A 17,406-nucleotide genomic window follows, 5' to 3' on the forward strand; every position below is an offset into this window, starting at 1 on the left:
TCGATAAATAATATGCTAAATTCAATATGACACTAAATAAACGAGGTGCTTTTTATGAAACGAGGTTCAACACTTTTTTTAAAGGTGGCTGTTATTTTTATTGGGATTCCAGTACTAGCGGCATGTCTATTCTTGCTGCCACAGATAGCGAATGAAGCAAATGAGGCGGCAAGTAGAGGCTCAGATTTGGCTTTTGTGGTTTATGCCATTTTAATGGTTATGTATGTTTCGGCGGTCCCGTTTTACTTCGCATTGTATCAATCATTTAACCTTTTAAGCTATATCGATAAAAACCAAGCTTTCTCGGAGTTATCTGTTAGGGCTCTAAAGAAAATCAAAAACTGTGCCCTTATTATCAGTGGATTATATGTTGTAGGAATTCCATTCGTCTATATTCTTGCTGAGGTAGATGACGCACCAGGTCTCATCCTTGTCGGAATGGTCATGATTTTTGCTCCACTAGTGATTGCTGTATTCGCGGCGGTTCTGCAAAGGCTCTTACAACAAGCGATTGATATAAAATCAGAAAATGATTTAACGGTTTGAGGTGAAAACAATGGCGATTATAATCAATATCGATGTAATGCTGGCTAAAAGGAAAATGAGCGTAACAGAACTTTCGGAGAAGGTTGGAATAACAATGGCTAACCTTTCTATTTTGAAAAATGGCAAAGCAAAAGCGATTCGAATATCTACATTAGATGCGATTTGTAAGGCTTTAGACTGTCAGCCAGGGGATATCCTTGAATATCAAACTGACGCTGACATTCAAGAATAAGGAAATGAAGGGGGTGGGGGGAAATTAAAAGGACTTTTCTACTTTTCATTACAATTTGTCTTATGGTTTTATTGTCCGCTTGTAAGGGGGCTTCAGGTAATCCTATTGAACTAAATGAGAATAATATGATCGTTAACATTAAGAACAACAGTCAATTTGATTTTTATGGACTAGAAGCGGCGATCCTTGACCATTCACCAGGTGTGGTGAATGCCGATGGCTCGCTTGTTGCAAAAGGACAGGAACTCAGGTTTGAATTATTAAAAGAAGATTTTGAGTTAGAGGGAGAAGCTGAAATGGAATTTTTCATTTTGACAGACACTAACACTGATGATGACGGAGATCGAGTACCCATCAACAAAAAATTGACTCTTGAATTAGCAAGTAATAAGGAGATTTCTCTCGAATTGACAGGTGATTCGATACAAGAAGCTGATATAAATTGGGGAAAGTGAGCGGGTGAATTCTAGCTCAAATCATCCTGTGATTCAGACAACATGCTTTTTAAGCGGAGAATTTCCCTCTATGTATTGAGAGGAGTCTTAAGAAGCAGTAATAAGCGGAGAAATTACCCTTATCCTCTCTAATTAAGGCAAAATCCAAAGATTTGGATGATATAACGGGAAAATCTGCCCTTATTTTTAAAGGAATATAGGTATTCCCCAATTTAAGGGTAATTTTTCCCTTTATTTTTCAACACAGTTCAATCAACATATTTGCCCAAACTATTGATAAAGAAATAAAAAATAGTGTGAGAAATCAATACGATTTCTCACACTAGCAGTTTACTGGAATGCAACTTTATAGAGAACCCGTTTGTAATGGGAGGGAGGCGGTCTTTTTATACACTTTCCTGCCTAACAAGATTAGTAGGATTCTTTCTTTTGAAAAGTTTAGTATTCGTCCCAACATATACACCTGAAAGAACAAAAGCTGCACCAACGCCATGTGCCCAGGTGAAGGTTTCGCCCAAGAAAATCGTCGCCATAATAACGGCAGAAACAGGCATGACGTTAATAAAGATTGATGCTTTAGCAGCGCCCACTTCTTTGATCCCGTTGTAGTACATAATAAAGGCAATGACCGTAACAAATATGCTCATATGAGCAATTGCAATCCAAGTGGCGCCGCTCGCTTGAGTTACATCTTGCCACGTAGTTTCGGTAACAGCTAAAGGGAACAATAACAAGGTTCCAAAAGCAACGGCATAGGTCGTTGATTCAACCGAACTGTACTTCTTCAAAACTACTTTTCCCACAACACTATAGAGAGCCCAGCAGACAACAGCCCCAAGCAGAATAAAATCGATTGGTTCAAATCCGAACTGGAAAAGCGCTAGTACATGTCCGTCCGTAATAATAAACACGACACCGATCAGCGCAATCGCCATTCCGATTACATTGTTCTTTGTGATCCTTTCTTTTAAGAACAAGCCCGATAACAGAACAATCAATACCGGATTGGAAGCGATAAACAACGAGCTTTTGATAACAGGTGCATGTTTCGTGGCTAGGAAAAAGAAAATATTGTATAACGCAATTCCAGTCAATCCCAAAACAGCAAATAAACCATAGTCCTTCAAAGTCGGTTTCTTCCGATTCTTCTCCATGATCCACATTAATGGAAAAAGTAAAATTGCCGCTCCTAAAAACCGAAAAAAGGCAACCGTGGCAGGCTGGAAATCCTCGACAGCTACCTTCCCAGCAATAAATGCACTTCCCCAAGTGGCGGTTGCCAATACCAGCATCGAATAGGTGAGATATGTCCTCTTTTTCATCGTTTCCCCTACATTCTATTATTATTTATAGATAGTATTGTACCATCTTTTTCGAAAATCGAAATACATTTTTTGTAAAAGTAAGGATTAACGATTGATATTATAACTACCCAATATTCAAGATAGGCACCGTTAAAAGGGATGTATTTTTATAAAAATAGTCGGATTTCCTCAATTTATGTTATTCTAATAAAATCAAACAATTCCAAACTTTATTGACATTAATAGTTTGCAAATGTAAATTATTAATATATTTTGTAAAAATTCTTTATTTTTTAAGAAATTTTTGAGGGGGAAATACTAGAAATGAAAAAACTATTGTTTATCTTGGCAGCCTTCATGCTGGTGCTCTCGTTAAGCGCATGTGGTGAGGAGAGCAGTACGGCAAGTGAGGGAAGTGGAGAGACCGCAAAAAAAGTAGCAATCATGACTCCATATTTATCGTCTGTTACCACGAAACAAATGGTAGATACATTGGAAGCAAGTGCTAAGGAAAAAGGTTGGTCAGCAAATATCGTTGATACGAATGGTGATGTAGGTGCACTGGCATCACGGATGGAAGATGTTATCTCCTCTAAAGTAGATGCGATTATTTTGGTAAGTACAGATCCAAATCAAGTGCAATCTCAAATTCAAAAGGCTAAGGAAAATAACATTCTCGTATTTGGAAGTGATTCCAGTTACATTGACGGAATGACTGCTAATGCTACAAGTGATAATGCCGAAATGTCAAAACTGATGACAGAGTACTTAATTGAACAAATCGGTGAAAAGGGGAATTTGATCGTTTTCACACACCGTCCTCATCCAGGTGTGTTAAAGAGAACAGAAATGCTTGATGAGATTTTGAAAGACTATCCAGACATTAACGTGATTACTGAACAGGAAATTAAAGTACCAGGTCCAATTGAAAACGCCCGTCAGCAAATGGAAAGCTTATTGCTTGCGAATCAAGAAGAAGGATCGATTACGGCTGTTTGGGCAGGCTGGGATGAACCGGCTATTGGTGCAGCACAGGCAATCGAAGCTGCAGGTAGAGAGAACATTGTCGTTACTGGAATTGACGGGAACAGCCAGGCTGTTGAAATGATTGAAAAAGGATCTTCTATCAAAGCTACTGTGAAACAAAATTTCGACGGAATGGCTGAAATTGTTATTGAGCAAATGGAAAAAGCTTTTAACGGAGAAGAAGTGGATGGTACTGAGCTATATGCACCAGCGGAATTAATAGAAGGAAAGTAACGAGATCGATATAGGAGGAGGTAACATGGCATTACTTCAGATTGACAACATCTCCAAAGTTTTTGGAAAAACAAAAGCATTGGATGACATCTCAATGTCCATCCAAGAAGGGGAAGTTCATGCATTAGTGGGGGAGAATGGCGCCGGGAAGTCTACTCTTATTAAAATTCTAACGGGTGTTTATTCTCCAAGTGAGGGCCAGCTCCATTGGCAGGGCAAACCCGTGTATGTCAGCAGCCCAAAGGATGCACAGGATATCGGAATTAACGTCATTCATCAAGACAGGCAGCTGATCTCTTCCTTTACAGGTCTAGAAAATTTATATCTCAATAAACCGTACCCTAAAAAAGGACTGCGCATTAATTGGCAGGCAATGAAAAAAGAAGGGGCAGAATTAGCAGCAAGATGGGGGATGAATATTCCCCTTCAGAAAACAGTCTCCGACATGACCCCTTCCGAAAGAACGATGCTCGAGATCGCGCGTTGTATGATGTCAGAATCGAAACTATTAATCTTAGACGAACCCACTGCTTCTCTAACAGACAAAGAATCTGAACTTTTATTTCAATTCATAGAACGAGTAAGAAATGAAGGAGTAGCCGTTATTTATATTTCACATCGTCTGGAAGAGGTTATTAGCCTATGTAATAGAGTTACGGTGTTAATGGGCGGAAAGCTCATCAAGACTTTAGCAAAAGAAGAAGTAACAGAGGAACGTCTCGTTTATTACATGACGGACGGTCAAACTTCTGTTAAAAAGGGGAAGCAAACAAAGCGAACCAACGGGAAAGCGCTCGTAAAGGTACAAGATTTGAAAACGGCTGACGGAACGGTGAGAAAAGCAAATTTAGAATTATATGAAGGAGAAATTCTCGGCGTATACGGCCTCGCCGGTGCAGGAAGAACAGAAACGATGGAAGCAATCTACGGTCTGAGAAAAGTAGAGTCAGGCACTATTACCCTTCATCAACAACAGGTTCCGAAACCAAGCCCTTCAGAAGCAATCTCTAAAGGAGTCGTTCTGATCCCGGAAAATCGTCATGAAGATGCGTTAATTATGAACAATTCCATCTTGGAAAATATGTCTCTGCCTATCTTGAAAAGAATGACAAGAGGCGGGATCTTACAAAAGAAAGAGGAAAAAAGTTTAATCAAAAAAGAAATGGAACGATTCCAAGTAAAGGCTTCAGGCATCCATCAAACAGTTGGGGAGTTAAGCGGCGGAAATCAGCAAAAGGTTGTTTTCGCAAAAGCATTGTTGACCAACCCTTCTATTTACATATGCGATGAGCCGACTCAAGCTGTCGATATTATGACTAGACAGGAGATACACCAATTTTTAAGAGGACAAGTTGGCGAGAACAAGGGCGTGATTTATGTTTCCTCTGATTTGCACGAAATCTTAGAAATTAGTGACCGCATTATTGTCATGAGTGAGGGAGAAACAGTCGCCAATTTACAAAATGATCATTTAAAGCCAGACGATATATTAGAAATTTGTTATAGGTTTCAGAAGGGGGTTGTAACGCAATGATGATTCAGACAGAAAAAGGCCCCAAAAAACGATGGAACATTAATATGCTTAGTTCCTACGGGACAATTATAGCAGGAATTCTCATCGTCCTTATTTTTAGTCTATTAAGTCCATCTTCCTTTGCGACAGTGGACAATTTTATGAACATTACCAGACAAATTTCTTTGTTAGTCGTGATTGCAATTGGGGCCACGCTGGTCATGTCAGTGAATGAATTTGATTTATCAATCGGAGCGATGGCAAGCTTGGGTGGTGTGGTATCAGCAAAGCTGGCAACAGAAGGGGTTCCGATTATCCTTTGCGTTCTCATTCCGTTATTGGTTGGTTTATTTGTAGGGGCGGTCAACGGTTACATTATTACCCGTTTTAATGTTTTGTCGTTCGTCACTACATTAGCAATGGGAACGGTTATTGGCGGGTTTACGTTCTGGTTTACCGAAGGGGCAACCATCTTTGAAAATATCCCTGAAGGATTTAAATGGCTAGGCCAGACTGTTGTTGCCGGCATTCCAATGTTATCGATCATGATGGTCATCATCGTCCTTGTGTTTTGGTTCTTCATGTCGCAGATGGGAATAGGGCGCCGTTTCTATGCGATTGGTGGAAACGAACGAGCATCAAGGGTTTCAGGTGTACCAATCCAGCGATACAAAACATTAGCCTTTGCGCTTTGCGGAATGTTAGCAGCTTTTACAGGTGCCTTACTCGCATCACGTCTCGGTTCAGCTCACCCAACAGGTGGAGATGGCTATTTCTTAAATGCGTATGCTGCTGTCTTTCTTGGAATGACAGTGGTCAGAACCGGCGTGCCGAATATATTTGGAACGTTATTTGGTGCAGCAGTCCTCGGAATCCTTGCGAATGGCTTAACGATCTTGCAGATTCCGACGTTTTTACAGAATGTCATTACAGGGCTGATCATCATCGCAGCACTTATAATTCAAAAGCTTGGCCGTGAAAAGGGATGAAGTGACATGATGAAGGCTGCCATTCTGGGAATGTTCGGCCTTCATTTAGGACCTAATGAAACAAAGGATGAAAAGGATGTGTAAAAATGAGCTATATTGCCGTTTTTGATCTAGGAACAACAGCGATAAAAGGAGTGTTAGTAAGCCGAGATGGACAGCTTCATTTTGGGCATGCCTTACCGATCGAGACGAAATATGGTTACAAGCAAGAAATCGAACAGAATCCAGAGCAGTGGTGGGAACGTGTTCAATGTATTACCCGCCAGTGGTTCTCTGAGGATGGAGTATCTCCTGAAACCATTGAAGCAGTGACCTTTAGCGGACAAATGGAGGATGTCATCTTAATTAAAGAGGGAGAGCCTGCGACAAATGCCATTCTTTATTCTGATCAGCGTGCTGCAAAAGAAGCGGAATTGATTCAACAGAAGATTCCTCAATTAAGTGAAATTACGGGAAATGGGATTACTTCATCAACGCCCCTCGCTAAATTATTGTGGCTGAAAGAGCATGAGCAAGATGAGAAAGGCGAGGAAGTTCACGTTGTTTTTAGTGCAAAAGATTATCTTATTTATAAATTGACGGGCAGGATCGTAACCGATATTGTCACAGCAGCCACAACAGGAATGATGAATCTTCAAACAAGAAAATGGCATGCTGATTTATTGAGTTTATTACATATTGAAGAGTTCGTATTACCGAATCTTTTATCACCTGAAGAGAAGGCGGGCAAGGTTTCCACAAATGGGGCGAGCCAAACAGGGTTCCTAGAAAACACACCTGTCCTCTGCGGCGCTGGAGATGCTGGTGCGAGCACACTGGGTGCTGGGGCCATACTCGAGGGTGATTGTTATATGTATTTAGGAACGACAGGATGGATTGCCGGGCCAACGAAGGACTATTCCCCTCAAGATAACGGGGTGTTTACATTGGCACATATTGTCCCTGATTTGAATATTGGTATTGCTCCTTTATTAAATGCGGGCAATGTACATGATTGGGCAATGAAGACCTTTTTGGGGTGTGACGATTATGACGCCCTTGAGGAGGAAATGCAAAAATCGCCGCCAGGTGCAAATTCTCTATTCTTTTTACCATACTTGCATGGAGAACGATGCCCGATTCATGACAGTGACGCAAAAGGAGCTTTTTGGGGCATTGGACCGGAAACAAAGAAAGCAGATTTCTTAAGGGCGGCTCTCGAAGGGATCTGTTTCTCTCTTCTTCAAATTACAGAAATGCTAGTCGGAAGTGAGGTTGGCTCGATCGCGCTAATTGGCGGCGGGGCCAACAGCAAAACATGGTGTCAAATGATTTCGGATATGACCAATAAAACGGTAAGGGTACCACATAATACGGAGTATTTACCATCTCTTGGGATTGGAGCAACAGCCTTTAAGTACTTGGGCTGGACAGAGAACTATCGGGATTTTGTAGAAGAGTACATAGCATCCTCCGCAAATTCAGTGAATTACTACCCGAACGCAGAACATCATGAACTTTATGCTGAGCTCTATAAGAAGTATAAAAAACTATATCCTTCCATGGAGAAGATGTACCGTTAACATTCCAAAGGACCGACTGTTCTAAGAAACAGTCGGTTCTCTATTTTTTAAATCCTCTATATTGTCCTGTCGTTAATTCTTGTAAATACTCATTAAGCTCCGGCATTTCCGCTTCTCTTGCCAGGCGGATAGCTAACTCGATATCATATGGAACGCGGACAAGCTGAATGGAGAAAAGTCCATTTTTTTCTTGATTATATTCCCCTTCTAAGATCGCATAGGAGGCGGAGGTTAGGTCAAGCGGGTTTCCAACACTCCCCACATTACATAATGTTTTTCCTTTAATATGCTGTTGAAAGGCATTATGAACATCTCCATAAAGCACGACGTCGGGTTCCTTTTTTCCAGCAGTATTTTCGGTGTGCTCCGTGTTTTCGAACATACTCAAGCGCCGGTCGATCGTGTCCCACGGCTGGATTCTTTCATACACACTTCTTGGTGAAGCGTGAAACATGCGAATCAGCTTTCCACTCATCACAAACTCAACTGAAAACGGCAGTTCGCATAAATAGTTCATATGCTGCTTCGTTAATTGGTTTTGGTGCCAATTGATGACTTCAGAATCTTGAGGTTTCGGAATAAAATCATCCCAATTACCTTTAATTACCGTTTCACAATGATTTTGAATCATGTCGATGGACTCTCTAGATTGTGGTCCTTTGCCAACTAAATCACCGAGACAAAGGATTCTTTTAATGTTTCTAGCATGTATATCAGCAAACACTGATTGTAGTGCAGGGATATTCCCATGGATATCAGAAATAACAGCGATTTTTTCCATTTTAAAAAAACTCCTAATTGATTGATGTAAAATACTTCTCGATTTGCCTTCTCATATCCTCCTTATTTTCCCGGAATTGTCGATGTCGATGACCATTACTTCCTGAAGGATGAGGAAAACCCTTTAAAAGAGGCTTATTTTTACAATAGAACTCAAGAACGCTGCTGACATTTACGCCTAAAGGAATAATCAAGGGATTTTCAAGTCTAGCGATATCATTCATAAAAGTGCTTTTTACAGATTGTAACAGTATTTCTGTCCGTAATATATTGGGCCGTGATCCGTTGAAATTTTGGCCATTGAAAAATACAGCATGCGGAAGGATGGAGGTATTATATACAAGATGACTGGCTGTACTAAATAGCTCACTTGAAGAGGAAATGCCCAGGTGCTGCGGCAAATCAAGTTCATCTAGCATGCCCACGAGGTTTTTTCTCATCGTCCCTTCAAAACTTGCCCTTTTTTTCACTTGGTGAAGAAGTTCTTCATCCGGTAAATGTTTATTCTCAATCACCGTTGTATATGCTTTTTTCATCTGGTGAAGTCCAGGTGTAATGCCAGCAACCACCACTCTGGCTTTCTCGTTTATGTAATCGAAAGGTGTGTAATACATTTCAAGCTTTTTGTTCTCATCTTTTTCCAATAAAAAAGTTGGAACTAAAAGGTCACTTTCTGATAATGGCAGTAACAGTGTCAGTATTTTTTCTTTATATAGATGAAATTTAGACCCAGTAACCAATCCCATGTTCATTCCCCTAATCTGTACAAAGTTGCCAACTATATTTTACAGTAATGAATTTAAAACTGCTAATCAGCAAGAGATTATTGATGCCATCTCGTTTTTTAAGGATAGAACATTTGGTAAATATGGTATATTTAGACAGAGAGGAGTTGATTATCATTCAAACGAAAGTAAAGTTCCCATTTATTTATTTTTTTGTAGAACCCAATGTGGTCTTTGTTTTTAAAATAAAAACGACAGATTATGTAACGGTATCTACTGTGTCTGACAATGGTGAGTGGGAAACGTATGAATTGATGCAAGGTGAGACATTTGATGCCTTTCATCATGAAGAAACCAAACCTCTTGAGGGCAGAGGATACTTCATTCAACATAATGATTTAAATGCAATGGTAGAAATGATTAATAAAACCATACAACTTCACCGTCGTTATTCAAGGATTCACAGCGGAGCGAGTGTACATATTGTATCACCGGAATTTGCGGCTGGGACATTACGAGTGGGATTACAACATCCAAAGACTGTAATTGGTTTTCCAGACTTTCTTTCAATTGGTCCTTTATGGAAGCTGGATGAAAAAATAGGCCAAGTTAACCGTGAAGAATGGTTAACTGACAACATTAATTTTGAATTGGATGAAGTTGAATATCAAACTAAATGCAACAATGTACTGCGTGAAATCGAGGATCTCTCAAGCGACGTTCCGATCTATATCTGGTATGGAGAGAACGCTGATGAACAAACAGGACTTCGTTTTATTTTAAATGTGTTGAAAAATAAAGAGAATGATCTTTTTCTGATGAACTCTACAGCACTATATAAAAAATATTTTCCCACTAAAAAGAATGAAAACTCTGTTTTTCATACAGGACAGATTGAACCGAAAGAAATAAAATTTCTATTTGAAAAAGGAGAACATCATCCATTATCACAACAGGAAAGAGTGCATTACCAAAGTCAATGGGAATCTTTATCTCAAACGAAAGAAGTCCTTCGTGTATGGGAAAAAGATAAAATCATCGGGGTTCCAGAAGATTTTTATGATGAAATAATCATCAAAACTCTAGAAAAGCTGCACCATGATCAAGAAAACAAGGATTTTATTAACACGGGGATGGTGATCGGATCTATATTAGAAGAAATGGAAGAGCCCATTGGTCATTTTTATTTAGAATATCGAATTAGACATTTGATCTACAGCGGGAAACTTGAGCTAAAGGGAATCCCAAAATCGATGAGGCATTATCGGATCAAACTGCGTTCATGATTTTAAGGGGAAGAAAGGAGGCAATGCTATGGGTTGGCTTAATGTTGGAAGTCTTGTGCTTGGACTTATCGCTTGGATCCTTCCGATTGTGAATCTTACAAGCTATGATAAGCATAACAATCGTAATTGGATCGTTCTTTCTATTATGAGTATCAGCGCCTGTGCAATTGCGCTGTGCTTCCAAATAATTTATAACAATCATTTGGTGAAAATTGAGGATTGGTCTGCTCTGATGGATACGTCGGGTGCTGTGGCATCCGTTTCAGCCGTACTGCTCATTGTTACTTTCCTTTTAAATAGTTTTACAATGTTGGTGCATCGTGCCAAACAGTAATGTAAGGTTAACTCGAATGGTTTTGAATAAATCTCTAGTCTGATAATTGAATTTTGTAAAATAGTACCCCTAGCTAATGAATCTAATTATCCTGTGTAAGAAGAATAAACGGAAAAATTCCCCTTAAATTAGGAAATACCCATATTCCTTTAAAAATAAGGGCAGATTTTCCCGTTATATGATCCAAATCTTTGGATTTCGCCTTAATTAGAGAGGATACTTTTAAGCCCCCTTATTACTGCTTCTTAAGACTCCTCTCTATAAAATAGAGGGAAAATCTCCTCCTATGAATTAAACACCAATCCCAAGAATGCTTTTTCATAAGTTATTTAACCAGGTTTTTCACCTAAGAGAACGCGTTACTGGAAGAAGGTAATGCTTTTTTTAAGAAAATCGTATTGCCCTAGTAAGATGGAATCTAGTTTTATAACTGATTATTAAATTATTCTATACAACTTAATGGATTAATGATATAATTCCGATTAGTTATAATAATCTGAAAAATTAATAAATAATGCTATTTTTCAGTTGTCATCTGAGTTGTAACGCTACTAAAAAGTAGTGGCTATACATAATATGCTGTAAATCTGCCGAACTAGTGAATTTCATTTCAACAGATCGGTATTACTACTATAGCTATTAAATATTGAGGAGGAAAATATATGGAACATATTCTCGTAGATACACAGAATGGAGTTCGAACATTAACATTAAATCGACCTGAAAGAATGAATGCAGTTAACGAACAGCTTGGTACTGAAATCGTCCAAGCTATCATTGAGGCTAATAAGGATGATGAAGTTCGTGTTATTGTCATCACTGGAAAGGGACGCGGATTTTGTGCCGGTCTTGACTTAACTGATTTTGTGAAGAGGGACCCATCCACATATTCTCGTCATAAAAAATTAGATGACTTAGGCTGGATTGGCCATCAAGCATTAGAAATTGTCAATGGTGACAAACCAGTGATCGCAGCCATCAACGGAATTGCTGCAGGTGCGGGACTATCACTAGCACTTGCTTGTGACCTGCGTTTTATCTCAGCTGGAGCAAAAGTAACAGCTGGATACATTCGCCGCGGCTTGAACCCTGATGGCGGAATGACTTATTTCTTACCGCGTTTAGTAGGACCAGCTAAAGCTGCAGAATTGATCTTTACGGGCCGCGACATTCTTCCTGAAGAAGCTGAACAGATTGGTTTGGTTAATGGAGTATTCGCTGATGATGAATTCCAAGATAAGGTGATGGATTTTGCTAGACAGCTAGCTGAAGGTCCGCCAATCGGAATGACGTTTTCTAAGAGATTGCTTGCAGCAAGCGCTGACAGCGACCTTACAAGCATCTTAAAAAGAGAATTAGGTTATATCAAAGTTGGCTTCGGTACAGAAGACGTAAAAGAAGGCGTAAGAGCCTTTGCAGAAAAACGCAAACCTGTGTTCCGTGGAGAGTAAGTTGCTAACTAAGGAAAGCATGAGATCACCCTCATGCTTTTTTCTATTGTGAAACAAGAAAATTCGGGTCGTCCCTGTGACCTTATGGACCAAATTGAGCCTTAAAGGAGGGAAAGTGGACGTAAGAATGTTTCTTATGGACCAATGGAATTGAAAATGGCCCCAGTTCGTCCATAAGAAAGCTTCTAAAGGCCAAAATAGGGTAGAAATTGAAGGGAATGGTTCTTAAGAGCACACAAAGGGGTAAAAACAAGATAGAGGAAAATAAAAACTAGATTCATAACTATATCAGGATAGACAAACCGCTGCATAATGAAGTAAAATTTAATTATATTAATATTCATAATTATAAAAAAATAAATAAAGGAGTTGTTCCATATGGCAGTGTCTTACATTGAGCATGTTAGACGGAGATTTCCGAACGTACCGCCGTATCAGTGGCATGAGTCAACTGATGTACCGTTCGCTGAATTACAGAAACCGCTGAGTGAAGCGCGAGTTGCTTTGCTTTCTACTGGCGGAGTATACCTTAAGGATCAGCAGGCGTTCAAGCCGGACAAGAACGATTTAACTTATCGAAAAATATCCAAGGACACCGACCCTCGTGATTTGCTTATCAGTCATGATAGTTATGATCATAGCGGTGCAAAGAAGGATATTAACTCTGTATTACCGTATCAACGTTTACAGGAACTTGAAGACGAAGGCGTCATCGGGGAGTTATCACAACAGTCTTATACTCTAATGGGACGGATTTTTAAGAAGACAACCCTTCTCGATGAGATTATTCCTGCTATCATTGGGGAGCTGCGTGACGAGAAAGTAGATGCAGCGTTTTTGGTGCCCGTCTGACCTTTATGCCATCAGACCGTGGGTCTGATTTCGCGAGAATTAGAAAAGGCTGGCATTCCAACGGTGACATTGTCATCCGCGCTGGATATTACAGAAAAAGTGCGCCCGCCGAGAACGGTTTTTGTCAATTATCCTCTTGGCCACACTGCAGGAAAACCAAATGATGTGAACGATCAGAAATCTATTTTACAGGAAGCGTTACAAATGCTCCAGCACGCAAAGCCTGGAGAAATCAGAGTGTTGGATAATGTTTGGCATGAAAGTAACTGGGATGAAGATTTACCTAAAATAAATGAGTCAAAATAGATTATTAAATAGAAAACAGAAATCACTTCGCTCTTGATGAAGTGATTTCTGTTTGTTAAGGATTAAACTTGAACCCGACCGCGGAAGAAATTAGCTCATAAGGATGAATTTCATTTGGGCCGTATCTATAGAAAAACAATAATATCAAAAGTATTCCAAAAATAATTCCAATATGTTCCTATTTAATTTCTATCTGGGAAAACCTAGTAATAGACAGGTATTTATGAATAATCATAAGTTTAATAAATTTCTAAATTTTATGTTGACAAAACATTAAAAATATTTAAAAATACAATTATAGTTATTATTTGAAAACGTTTACATAGTATGGTTAAAAGCATCAACTACGTTCCGAAAATTTGATAGTAACTATATTCATAATGCTAAGGGGGATTTCAATGAAATCAAAAAAGTTTAAGTTGTTAGCGGCAGTAATTACAAGTTTTTCTATTTTTGCAGCGGCATGCAGTTCCAGTTCTTCAAATACGGACAGCCAAAACGGAGGAGAGAAAGAAGGAAATACGGCAAAGGAAGAAACAGTCACCCTTAAGGTTGCGACCTATTTCGCCAATACCTCGCAAACATATAAATTTGTGACAGAACCGTGGATGGACAAAGTAACAGAACTTACGGAGGGCAAAGTGCAATTTGACGTATATCCAGGAGAACAACTAGGTAAAGCCCATGATATGATTAATTTAACAAAGGACGGCGTAACAGATATCAGTGTGTACCCAGCTAACTACTTTGCAGATACAATGCCATTAAGTAACACGCTGGCTGGTATGCCGGAGCTAAGTATAAATTCAGATCAAGGAACAAAAGCGTATTATGATTTAGTACAGCAGAACGAAACCGTTTTAGAAACGGACTTTTTGAAAAACGGTGTAAGGCCGCTGACCTTTAATGTCTCGCCAACATACGAAATATGGACAACAGGGAAAGAGATTCGTGTTCCTAGTGACCTAAAAGGATTAAAGGTTAGAACGCCGGGTGGAGTAGCAAATGAATTCTATGAATATATGGGAGTTGTTCCAGTGGCGACCTCTCATTCGGAAGTCTATGAGGCTCTTGAAAAAGGAGTAATTGAAGCTTTAAGTGGATCAAGTGTTTCAGTGGATAGTAACGGAACTACCGAACTTCTGAAATATGCCGTTACTCCGCATATCGGAACGGCTATAAACTGTTTAGTCATTAATGAAAAAGTTTGGCAAGGTCTCTCTGAAGATGTTCAAAAGGCTATGATAGAAGCTGGAGAGGAGATTGCTCAGCAAGCAGTTAAGTATGATGAGGACACGGAAACAATCAATAAAGAATTCATAGAAACGGATGGTGTATTTGCGGAACTAACAGAAGAAGAGCAGGCTGAATGGAAGAAAGTCTCAGAAGAATTTACACAAACTTGGTTAAAAGAGCATCAATCAGATGGACATCCATATGAGGAAGTCATGAATATGTATAAAGAAAACCTTGAAAAATATAAACAATAACGCAAAAAAATCACTTCGTACGCAACGAAGTGATTTTTTCTATTTAGAACTAAGGATGAGTGTGAAACTTTCCCTGTGAAACAAGAAAATGCGGGTCGTCACAGTGACCTTCTATTTTCTCCAACGCACTAGGGTTCCGTCTACACATCATAGATATCACTACATATGCTATAAGGACAAGGCTAGGAGGTGTTTTATTATGAAAAGACAGTACTTTGGAGGTTTTGGTCAAGGTATGGGTTATGGTTATCCGTCCCAACAAGGATATGGTTATCCACAACACCATGGGTATGGAGGTTATCCATCACAATATGGATACGGCAGCCACCCACAACATCATCACGGACATGGCGGCTACCCATCTCATCATGGCCATTCACACCACCACCACGGGCATGGTGGTCATCACCATCCGCATCACGGGCATCACCCTCATCACGGATACGGCGGTTATTATCGTAAGGATTCCTAATTGTAATCGAGTAGGAGGAGGTGATTAACCTCCGACCTCTCACACCACCGTACGTACGGTTCCGTATACGGCGGTTCAATTAAGATTAATGACGCAAGATTTCATAACGTTCATGTAGACTTTTAAGCCCTCGGTTATTCCAATAGGAGTTGCCGAGGGTTTTGTGTAATATTGGACTGTTCGAGATACGCCAATAGCCTTTTCGGCTATTCCCCCATTCATAGGCTTTCCACTCCGGTACACCTAGGTTTATAAGGTTGCGTATCTTCGTCTTTGGTTTCTTCCAGTTTTTCCATAAGCACATACGAAGCCTTCTACGAACCCATCCTTCTAAATCTTTGAAGATTGATTTCGTGTCAGCTAAAGCAAAATATCCACACCATCCTAACAGGTATTGGTTCAATTTCTGAATCCGATATTCCATTGGATATGGCATCTTTCTTGAGGTGATTTCTCGTACTTTCTTCTTCATTCGCATTAGGCTTTCTTTTGCGATACGAACCTTCGGCTCTTTTCCAGACGTAAAACTAAATCCAAGAAACTTTCGTTTCCAAGGACGGTCTACTGCGGATTTCTTCTCATTCACTTTCAAACGGAGTTTTCTCTCGATGAATCGTTGAATGCTTGCCATTGTTCGTTCTCCTGCCCGTTTTGATTTGACGTAAATATTACAGTCATCGGCGTAACGAACGAATTTATGCCCTCGTTGTTCTAACTCCTTATCTAGTTCGTCAAGAACTAGATTAGAAAGTAATGGACTTAATGGGCCACCTTGTGGCGTTCCTTCTTCTGTACTTGAAACAACCCCATTAATCATGACACCTGCCTGTAGATATTTGCGGATTAGCTTTAATAGTGGTTTGTCGTAGACTCTCTTCGATAATTTGCTCATGAGTCTATCATGATTTACCTTGTCGAAGAACTTTTCTAAGTCCATGTCTACTACCCACCTGTATCCGTCTTTGATATATCCCTTTGCTTTCCTTACTGCGTCATGTGCACTTCGATTTGGTCGAAATCCATAACTATGTTCGGAGAACATTGGGTCATATATCTTCGATAATACTTGGGCAATCGCTTGTTGTATCAAACGATCTGTCACGGTTGGAATACCTAGTAGCCGAACACCGCCATCAGGTTTCGGGATTTCGACTCTTCGGACAGGCATCGGCTCATATGTACCCTCGAATATTGCCTCTTTAATGGATGACCAGTTTTCGACTATGTGCTGTCGTAGGTTTTGTACGGGCATCATATCTACTCCGTGGCTTCCTTTATTCTGTTCTACACGCTTTAGCGCTAAAAGCATATTCTCCCGTGACAGGATTTGATTCAAAAGCATCGTTATTTCTTCCTTCCGTGAATAGCTTATCTTCTTATAACAGTAGTCACTCCACCCTCCAAAAGGTCCCCCACGGAATTCACCGTTTCCTTCCTCAAGTGAGGTACTACGTTTTCTGTGTTCATCATGACTAACTGAATACCAAGGGCTATTCTCTCCTAATTGTTCAGTCCTTCCGAATCGTTCTAGACCGATTCGTACTATGACCTCTGCTGACTTCTGATGGTTCAGCTACTTATCACTAAGTAGGTTATGAAGAGTACTTCACGTATCCATCAGACCTCCCCGGGTAAGAGTGCAATCTTTCCTTCCAACTATCTGCTTCATTTACTCTGCATCACCTTTGACAGAAAGGACTTTGTTTTGTTTTGCAAACTCATCCAATGATACCTAGCCTTGTATGAAGTTCGTGTTCCTCAGACCGGAAGTTTGCCGCTCGCTTCCTTCAGATTCCGCGTCACCACGGACACCCTTGCGTTAAGCTAACCGTTACTTCTGCCTTCACGG

At 39.9% G+C, this 17,406-nt stretch carries 18 protein-coding genes; 13 read left to right on the forward strand and 5 right to left on the reverse strand.

Annotated elements, in window-relative coordinates:
* Positions 1 to 54 precede the first annotated feature (54 nt).
* From CZ487_RS13715 to CZ487_RS13725, 3 genes are all read left to right on the forward strand, one after another.
* On the forward strand, positions 55 to 546 hold the full coding sequence (locus CZ487_RS13715; RefSeq protein ID WP_077212846.1) for a DUF2975 domain-containing protein: 492 nt from the start codon (positions 55 to 57) through the stop codon (positions 544 to 546).
* 10 nt (positions 547 to 556) lie between these two features.
* A complete protein-coding gene (locus CZ487_RS13720) occupies positions 557 to 778 on the forward strand; it encodes a helix-turn-helix domain-containing protein (RefSeq protein ID WP_077212847.1) in 222 nt (73 codons plus the stop codon).
* 125 nt (positions 779 to 903) lie between these two features.
* Positions 904 to 1,233, forward strand: coding sequence for a hypothetical protein (locus CZ487_RS13725; protein WP_077212849.1), 330 nt, complete (start codon positions 904 to 906; stop codon positions 1,231 to 1,233).
* Positions 1,234 to 1,619: 386 nt separating this feature from the next.
* Here the strand turns inward: CZ487_RS13725 and CZ487_RS13730 are convergent, their stop codons facing one another.
* Entirely contained in the window at positions 1,620 to 2,555 is a 936-nt protein-coding gene (locus tag CZ487_RS13730; RefSeq protein WP_077212850.1) for a DMT family transporter, read from the reverse strand.
* A 306-nt stretch (positions 2,556 to 2,861) separates the two neighbouring features.
* Here CZ487_RS13730 and CZ487_RS13735 point away from each other — a divergent pair, with 306 nt between their 5' ends.
* From CZ487_RS13735 to CZ487_RS13750, 4 genes are all read left to right on the forward strand, one after another.
* Complete coding sequence (locus tag CZ487_RS13735) at positions 2,862 to 3,797, forward strand: sugar ABC transporter substrate-binding protein (protein WP_077212851.1); 936 nt, start codon at positions 2,862 to 2,864, stop codon at positions 3,795 to 3,797.
* Between the two features lie 25 nt (positions 3,798 to 3,822).
* Entirely contained in the window at positions 3,823 to 5,331 is a 1,509-nt protein-coding gene (locus CZ487_RS13740) for a sugar ABC transporter ATP-binding protein (RefSeq protein ID WP_077212852.1), read from the forward strand.
* A complete protein-coding gene (locus CZ487_RS13745; protein WP_077212853.1) occupies positions 5,328 to 6,299 on the forward strand; it encodes an ABC transporter permease in 972 nt (323 codons plus the stop codon). Before CZ487_RS13740 ends, CZ487_RS13745 begins: the two co-directional genes overlap by 4 nt.
* A gap of 86 nt (positions 6,300 to 6,385) precedes the next feature.
* A complete protein-coding gene (locus tag CZ487_RS13750; protein ID WP_077212854.1) occupies positions 6,386 to 7,861 on the forward strand; it encodes a xylulokinase in 1,476 nt (491 codons plus the stop codon).
* Between the two features lie 40 nt (positions 7,862 to 7,901).
* Here CZ487_RS13750 and CZ487_RS13755 read toward each other — a convergent pair whose 3' ends face one another.
* Entirely contained in the window at positions 7,902 to 8,642 is a 741-nt protein-coding gene (locus CZ487_RS13755; protein WP_077212855.1) for a metallophosphoesterase family protein, read from the reverse strand.
* A gap of 13 nt (positions 8,643 to 8,655) precedes the next feature.
* The gene (locus tag CZ487_RS13760) at positions 8,656 to 9,387 is read right to left on the reverse strand and encodes a hypothetical protein (protein ID WP_084783264.1); all 732 of its coding nucleotides are present in this window, start codon (positions 9,385 to 9,387) and stop codon (positions 8,656 to 8,658) included.
* An 83-nt stretch (positions 9,388 to 9,470) separates the two neighbouring features.
* Here CZ487_RS13760 and CZ487_RS13765 point away from each other — a divergent pair, with 83 nt between their 5' ends.
* The 6 genes from CZ487_RS13765 to dctP all read left to right on the forward strand — a co-directional run bounded on the left by CZ487_RS13765 (position 9,471) and on the right by dctP (position 15,085).
* Entirely contained in the window at positions 9,471 to 10,652 is a 1,182-nt protein-coding gene (locus CZ487_RS13765) for a DUF1835 domain-containing protein (protein ID WP_237562886.1), read from the forward strand.
* Positions 10,653 to 10,680: 28 nt separating this feature from the next.
* The gene (locus CZ487_RS13770) at positions 10,681 to 10,986 is read left to right on the forward strand and encodes a TMEM128 family protein (protein ID WP_077212856.1); all 306 of its coding nucleotides are present in this window, start codon (positions 10,681 to 10,683) and stop codon (positions 10,984 to 10,986) included.
* Between the two features lie 662 nt (positions 10,987 to 11,648).
* Positions 11,649 to 12,437, forward strand: a complete 789-nt coding sequence (locus CZ487_RS13775; RefSeq protein WP_077212857.1) for an enoyl-CoA hydratase/isomerase family protein — start codon at positions 11,649 to 11,651, stop codon at positions 12,435 to 12,437.
* A gap of 378 nt (positions 12,438 to 12,815) precedes the next feature.
* Positions 12,816 to 13,289 carry a glycine/sarcosine/betaine reductase selenoprotein B family protein gene (locus CZ487_RS13780; RefSeq protein WP_077212858.1) on the forward strand — a complete coding sequence of 158 codons (474 nt, stop codon included), beginning with the start codon at positions 12,816 to 12,818 and terminating at the stop codon, positions 13,287 to 13,289.
* Between the two features lie 63 nt (positions 13,290 to 13,352).
* Positions 13,353 to 13,595, forward strand: a complete 243-nt coding sequence (locus CZ487_RS13785; protein ID WP_139339573.1) for a hypothetical protein — start codon at positions 13,353 to 13,355, stop codon at positions 13,593 to 13,595.
* Between the two features lie 398 nt (positions 13,596 to 13,993).
* Positions 13,994 to 15,085 (forward strand): TRAP transporter substrate-binding protein DctP, encoded by a 1,092-nt coding sequence (gene dctP, locus CZ487_RS13790; RefSeq protein ID WP_077212860.1) that lies wholly within the window; start codon positions 13,994 to 13,996, stop codon positions 15,083 to 15,085.
* Positions 15,086 to 15,282: 197 nt separating this feature from the next.
* Here the strand turns inward: dctP and CZ487_RS26650 are convergent, their stop codons facing one another.
* Positions 15,283 to 15,600, reverse strand: a complete 318-nt coding sequence (locus tag CZ487_RS26650) for a hypothetical protein (RefSeq protein WP_154676037.1) — start codon at positions 15,598 to 15,600, stop codon at positions 15,283 to 15,285.
* A gap of 42 nt (positions 15,601 to 15,642) precedes the next feature.
* Positions 15,643 to 16,899 carry a group II intron reverse transcriptase/maturase gene (ltrA, locus tag CZ487_RS13800; RefSeq protein ID WP_077212863.1) on the reverse strand — a complete coding sequence of 419 codons (1,257 nt, stop codon included), beginning with the start codon at positions 16,897 to 16,899 and terminating at the stop codon, positions 15,643 to 15,645.
* Positions 16,900 to 17,406: the final 507 nt, after the last annotated feature.

The sequence above is a fragment of the Robertmurraya dakarensis genome (assembly GCF_900156875.1).
Classification (GTDB): Bacteria; Bacillota; Bacilli; order Bacillales; family Cytobacillaceae; genus Robertmurraya; species Robertmurraya dakarensis.

Coding starts and splice junctions, on each gene's coding strand:
- CZ487_RS13720 (WP_077212847.1), top strand. CDS start 557: ATGGCGATTATAATCAATATCGATGTAATGCTGGCTAAAAGGAAAATG.
- CZ487_RS13715 (WP_077212846.1), top strand. CDS start 55: ATGAAACGAGGTTCAACACTTTTTTTAAAGGTGGCTGTTATTTTTATT.
- ltrA (WP_077212863.1), bottom strand. CDS start 16,899: ATGCTTTTGAATCAAATCCTGTCACGGGAGAATATGCTTTTAGCGCTA.
- CZ487_RS13740 (WP_077212852.1), top strand. CDS start 3,823: ATGGCATTACTTCAGATTGACAACATCTCCAAAGTTTTTGGAAAAACA.
- CZ487_RS13775 (WP_077212857.1), top strand. CDS start 11,649: ATGGAACATATTCTCGTAGATACACAGAATGGAGTTCGAACATTAACA.
- CZ487_RS13725 (WP_077212849.1), top strand. CDS start 904: ATGATCGTTAACATTAAGAACAACAGTCAATTTGATTTTTATGGACTA.
- CZ487_RS13780 (WP_077212858.1), top strand. CDS start 12,816: ATGGCAGTGTCTTACATTGAGCATGTTAGACGGAGATTTCCGAACGTA.
- CZ487_RS13765 (WP_237562886.1), top strand. CDS start 9,471: ATGCCATCTCGTTTTTTAAGGATAGAACATTTGGTAAATATGGTATAT.
- CZ487_RS13755 (WP_077212855.1), bottom strand. CDS start 8,642: ATGGAAAAAATCGCTGTTATTTCTGATATCCATGGGAATATCCCTGCA.
- CZ487_RS13745 (WP_077212853.1), top strand. CDS start 5,328: ATGATGATTCAGACAGAAAAAGGCCCCAAAAAACGATGGAACATTAAT.
- CZ487_RS13735 (WP_077212851.1), top strand. CDS start 2,862: ATGAAAAAACTATTGTTTATCTTGGCAGCCTTCATGCTGGTGCTCTCG.
- CZ487_RS13770 (WP_077212856.1), top strand. CDS start 10,681: ATGGGTTGGCTTAATGTTGGAAGTCTTGTGCTTGGACTTATCGCTTGG.
- CZ487_RS13750 (WP_077212854.1), top strand. CDS start 6,386: ATGAGCTATATTGCCGTTTTTGATCTAGGAACAACAGCGATAAAAGGA.
- CZ487_RS13730 (WP_077212850.1), bottom strand. CDS start 2,555: ATGAAAAAGAGGACATATCTCACCTATTCGATGCTGGTATTGGCAACC.
- dctP (WP_077212860.1), top strand. CDS start 13,994: ATGAAATCAAAAAAGTTTAAGTTGTTAGCGGCAGTAATTACAAGTTTT.
- CZ487_RS13760 (WP_084783264.1), bottom strand. CDS start 9,387: ATGGGATTGGTTACTGGGTCTAAATTTCATCTATATAAAGAAAAAATA.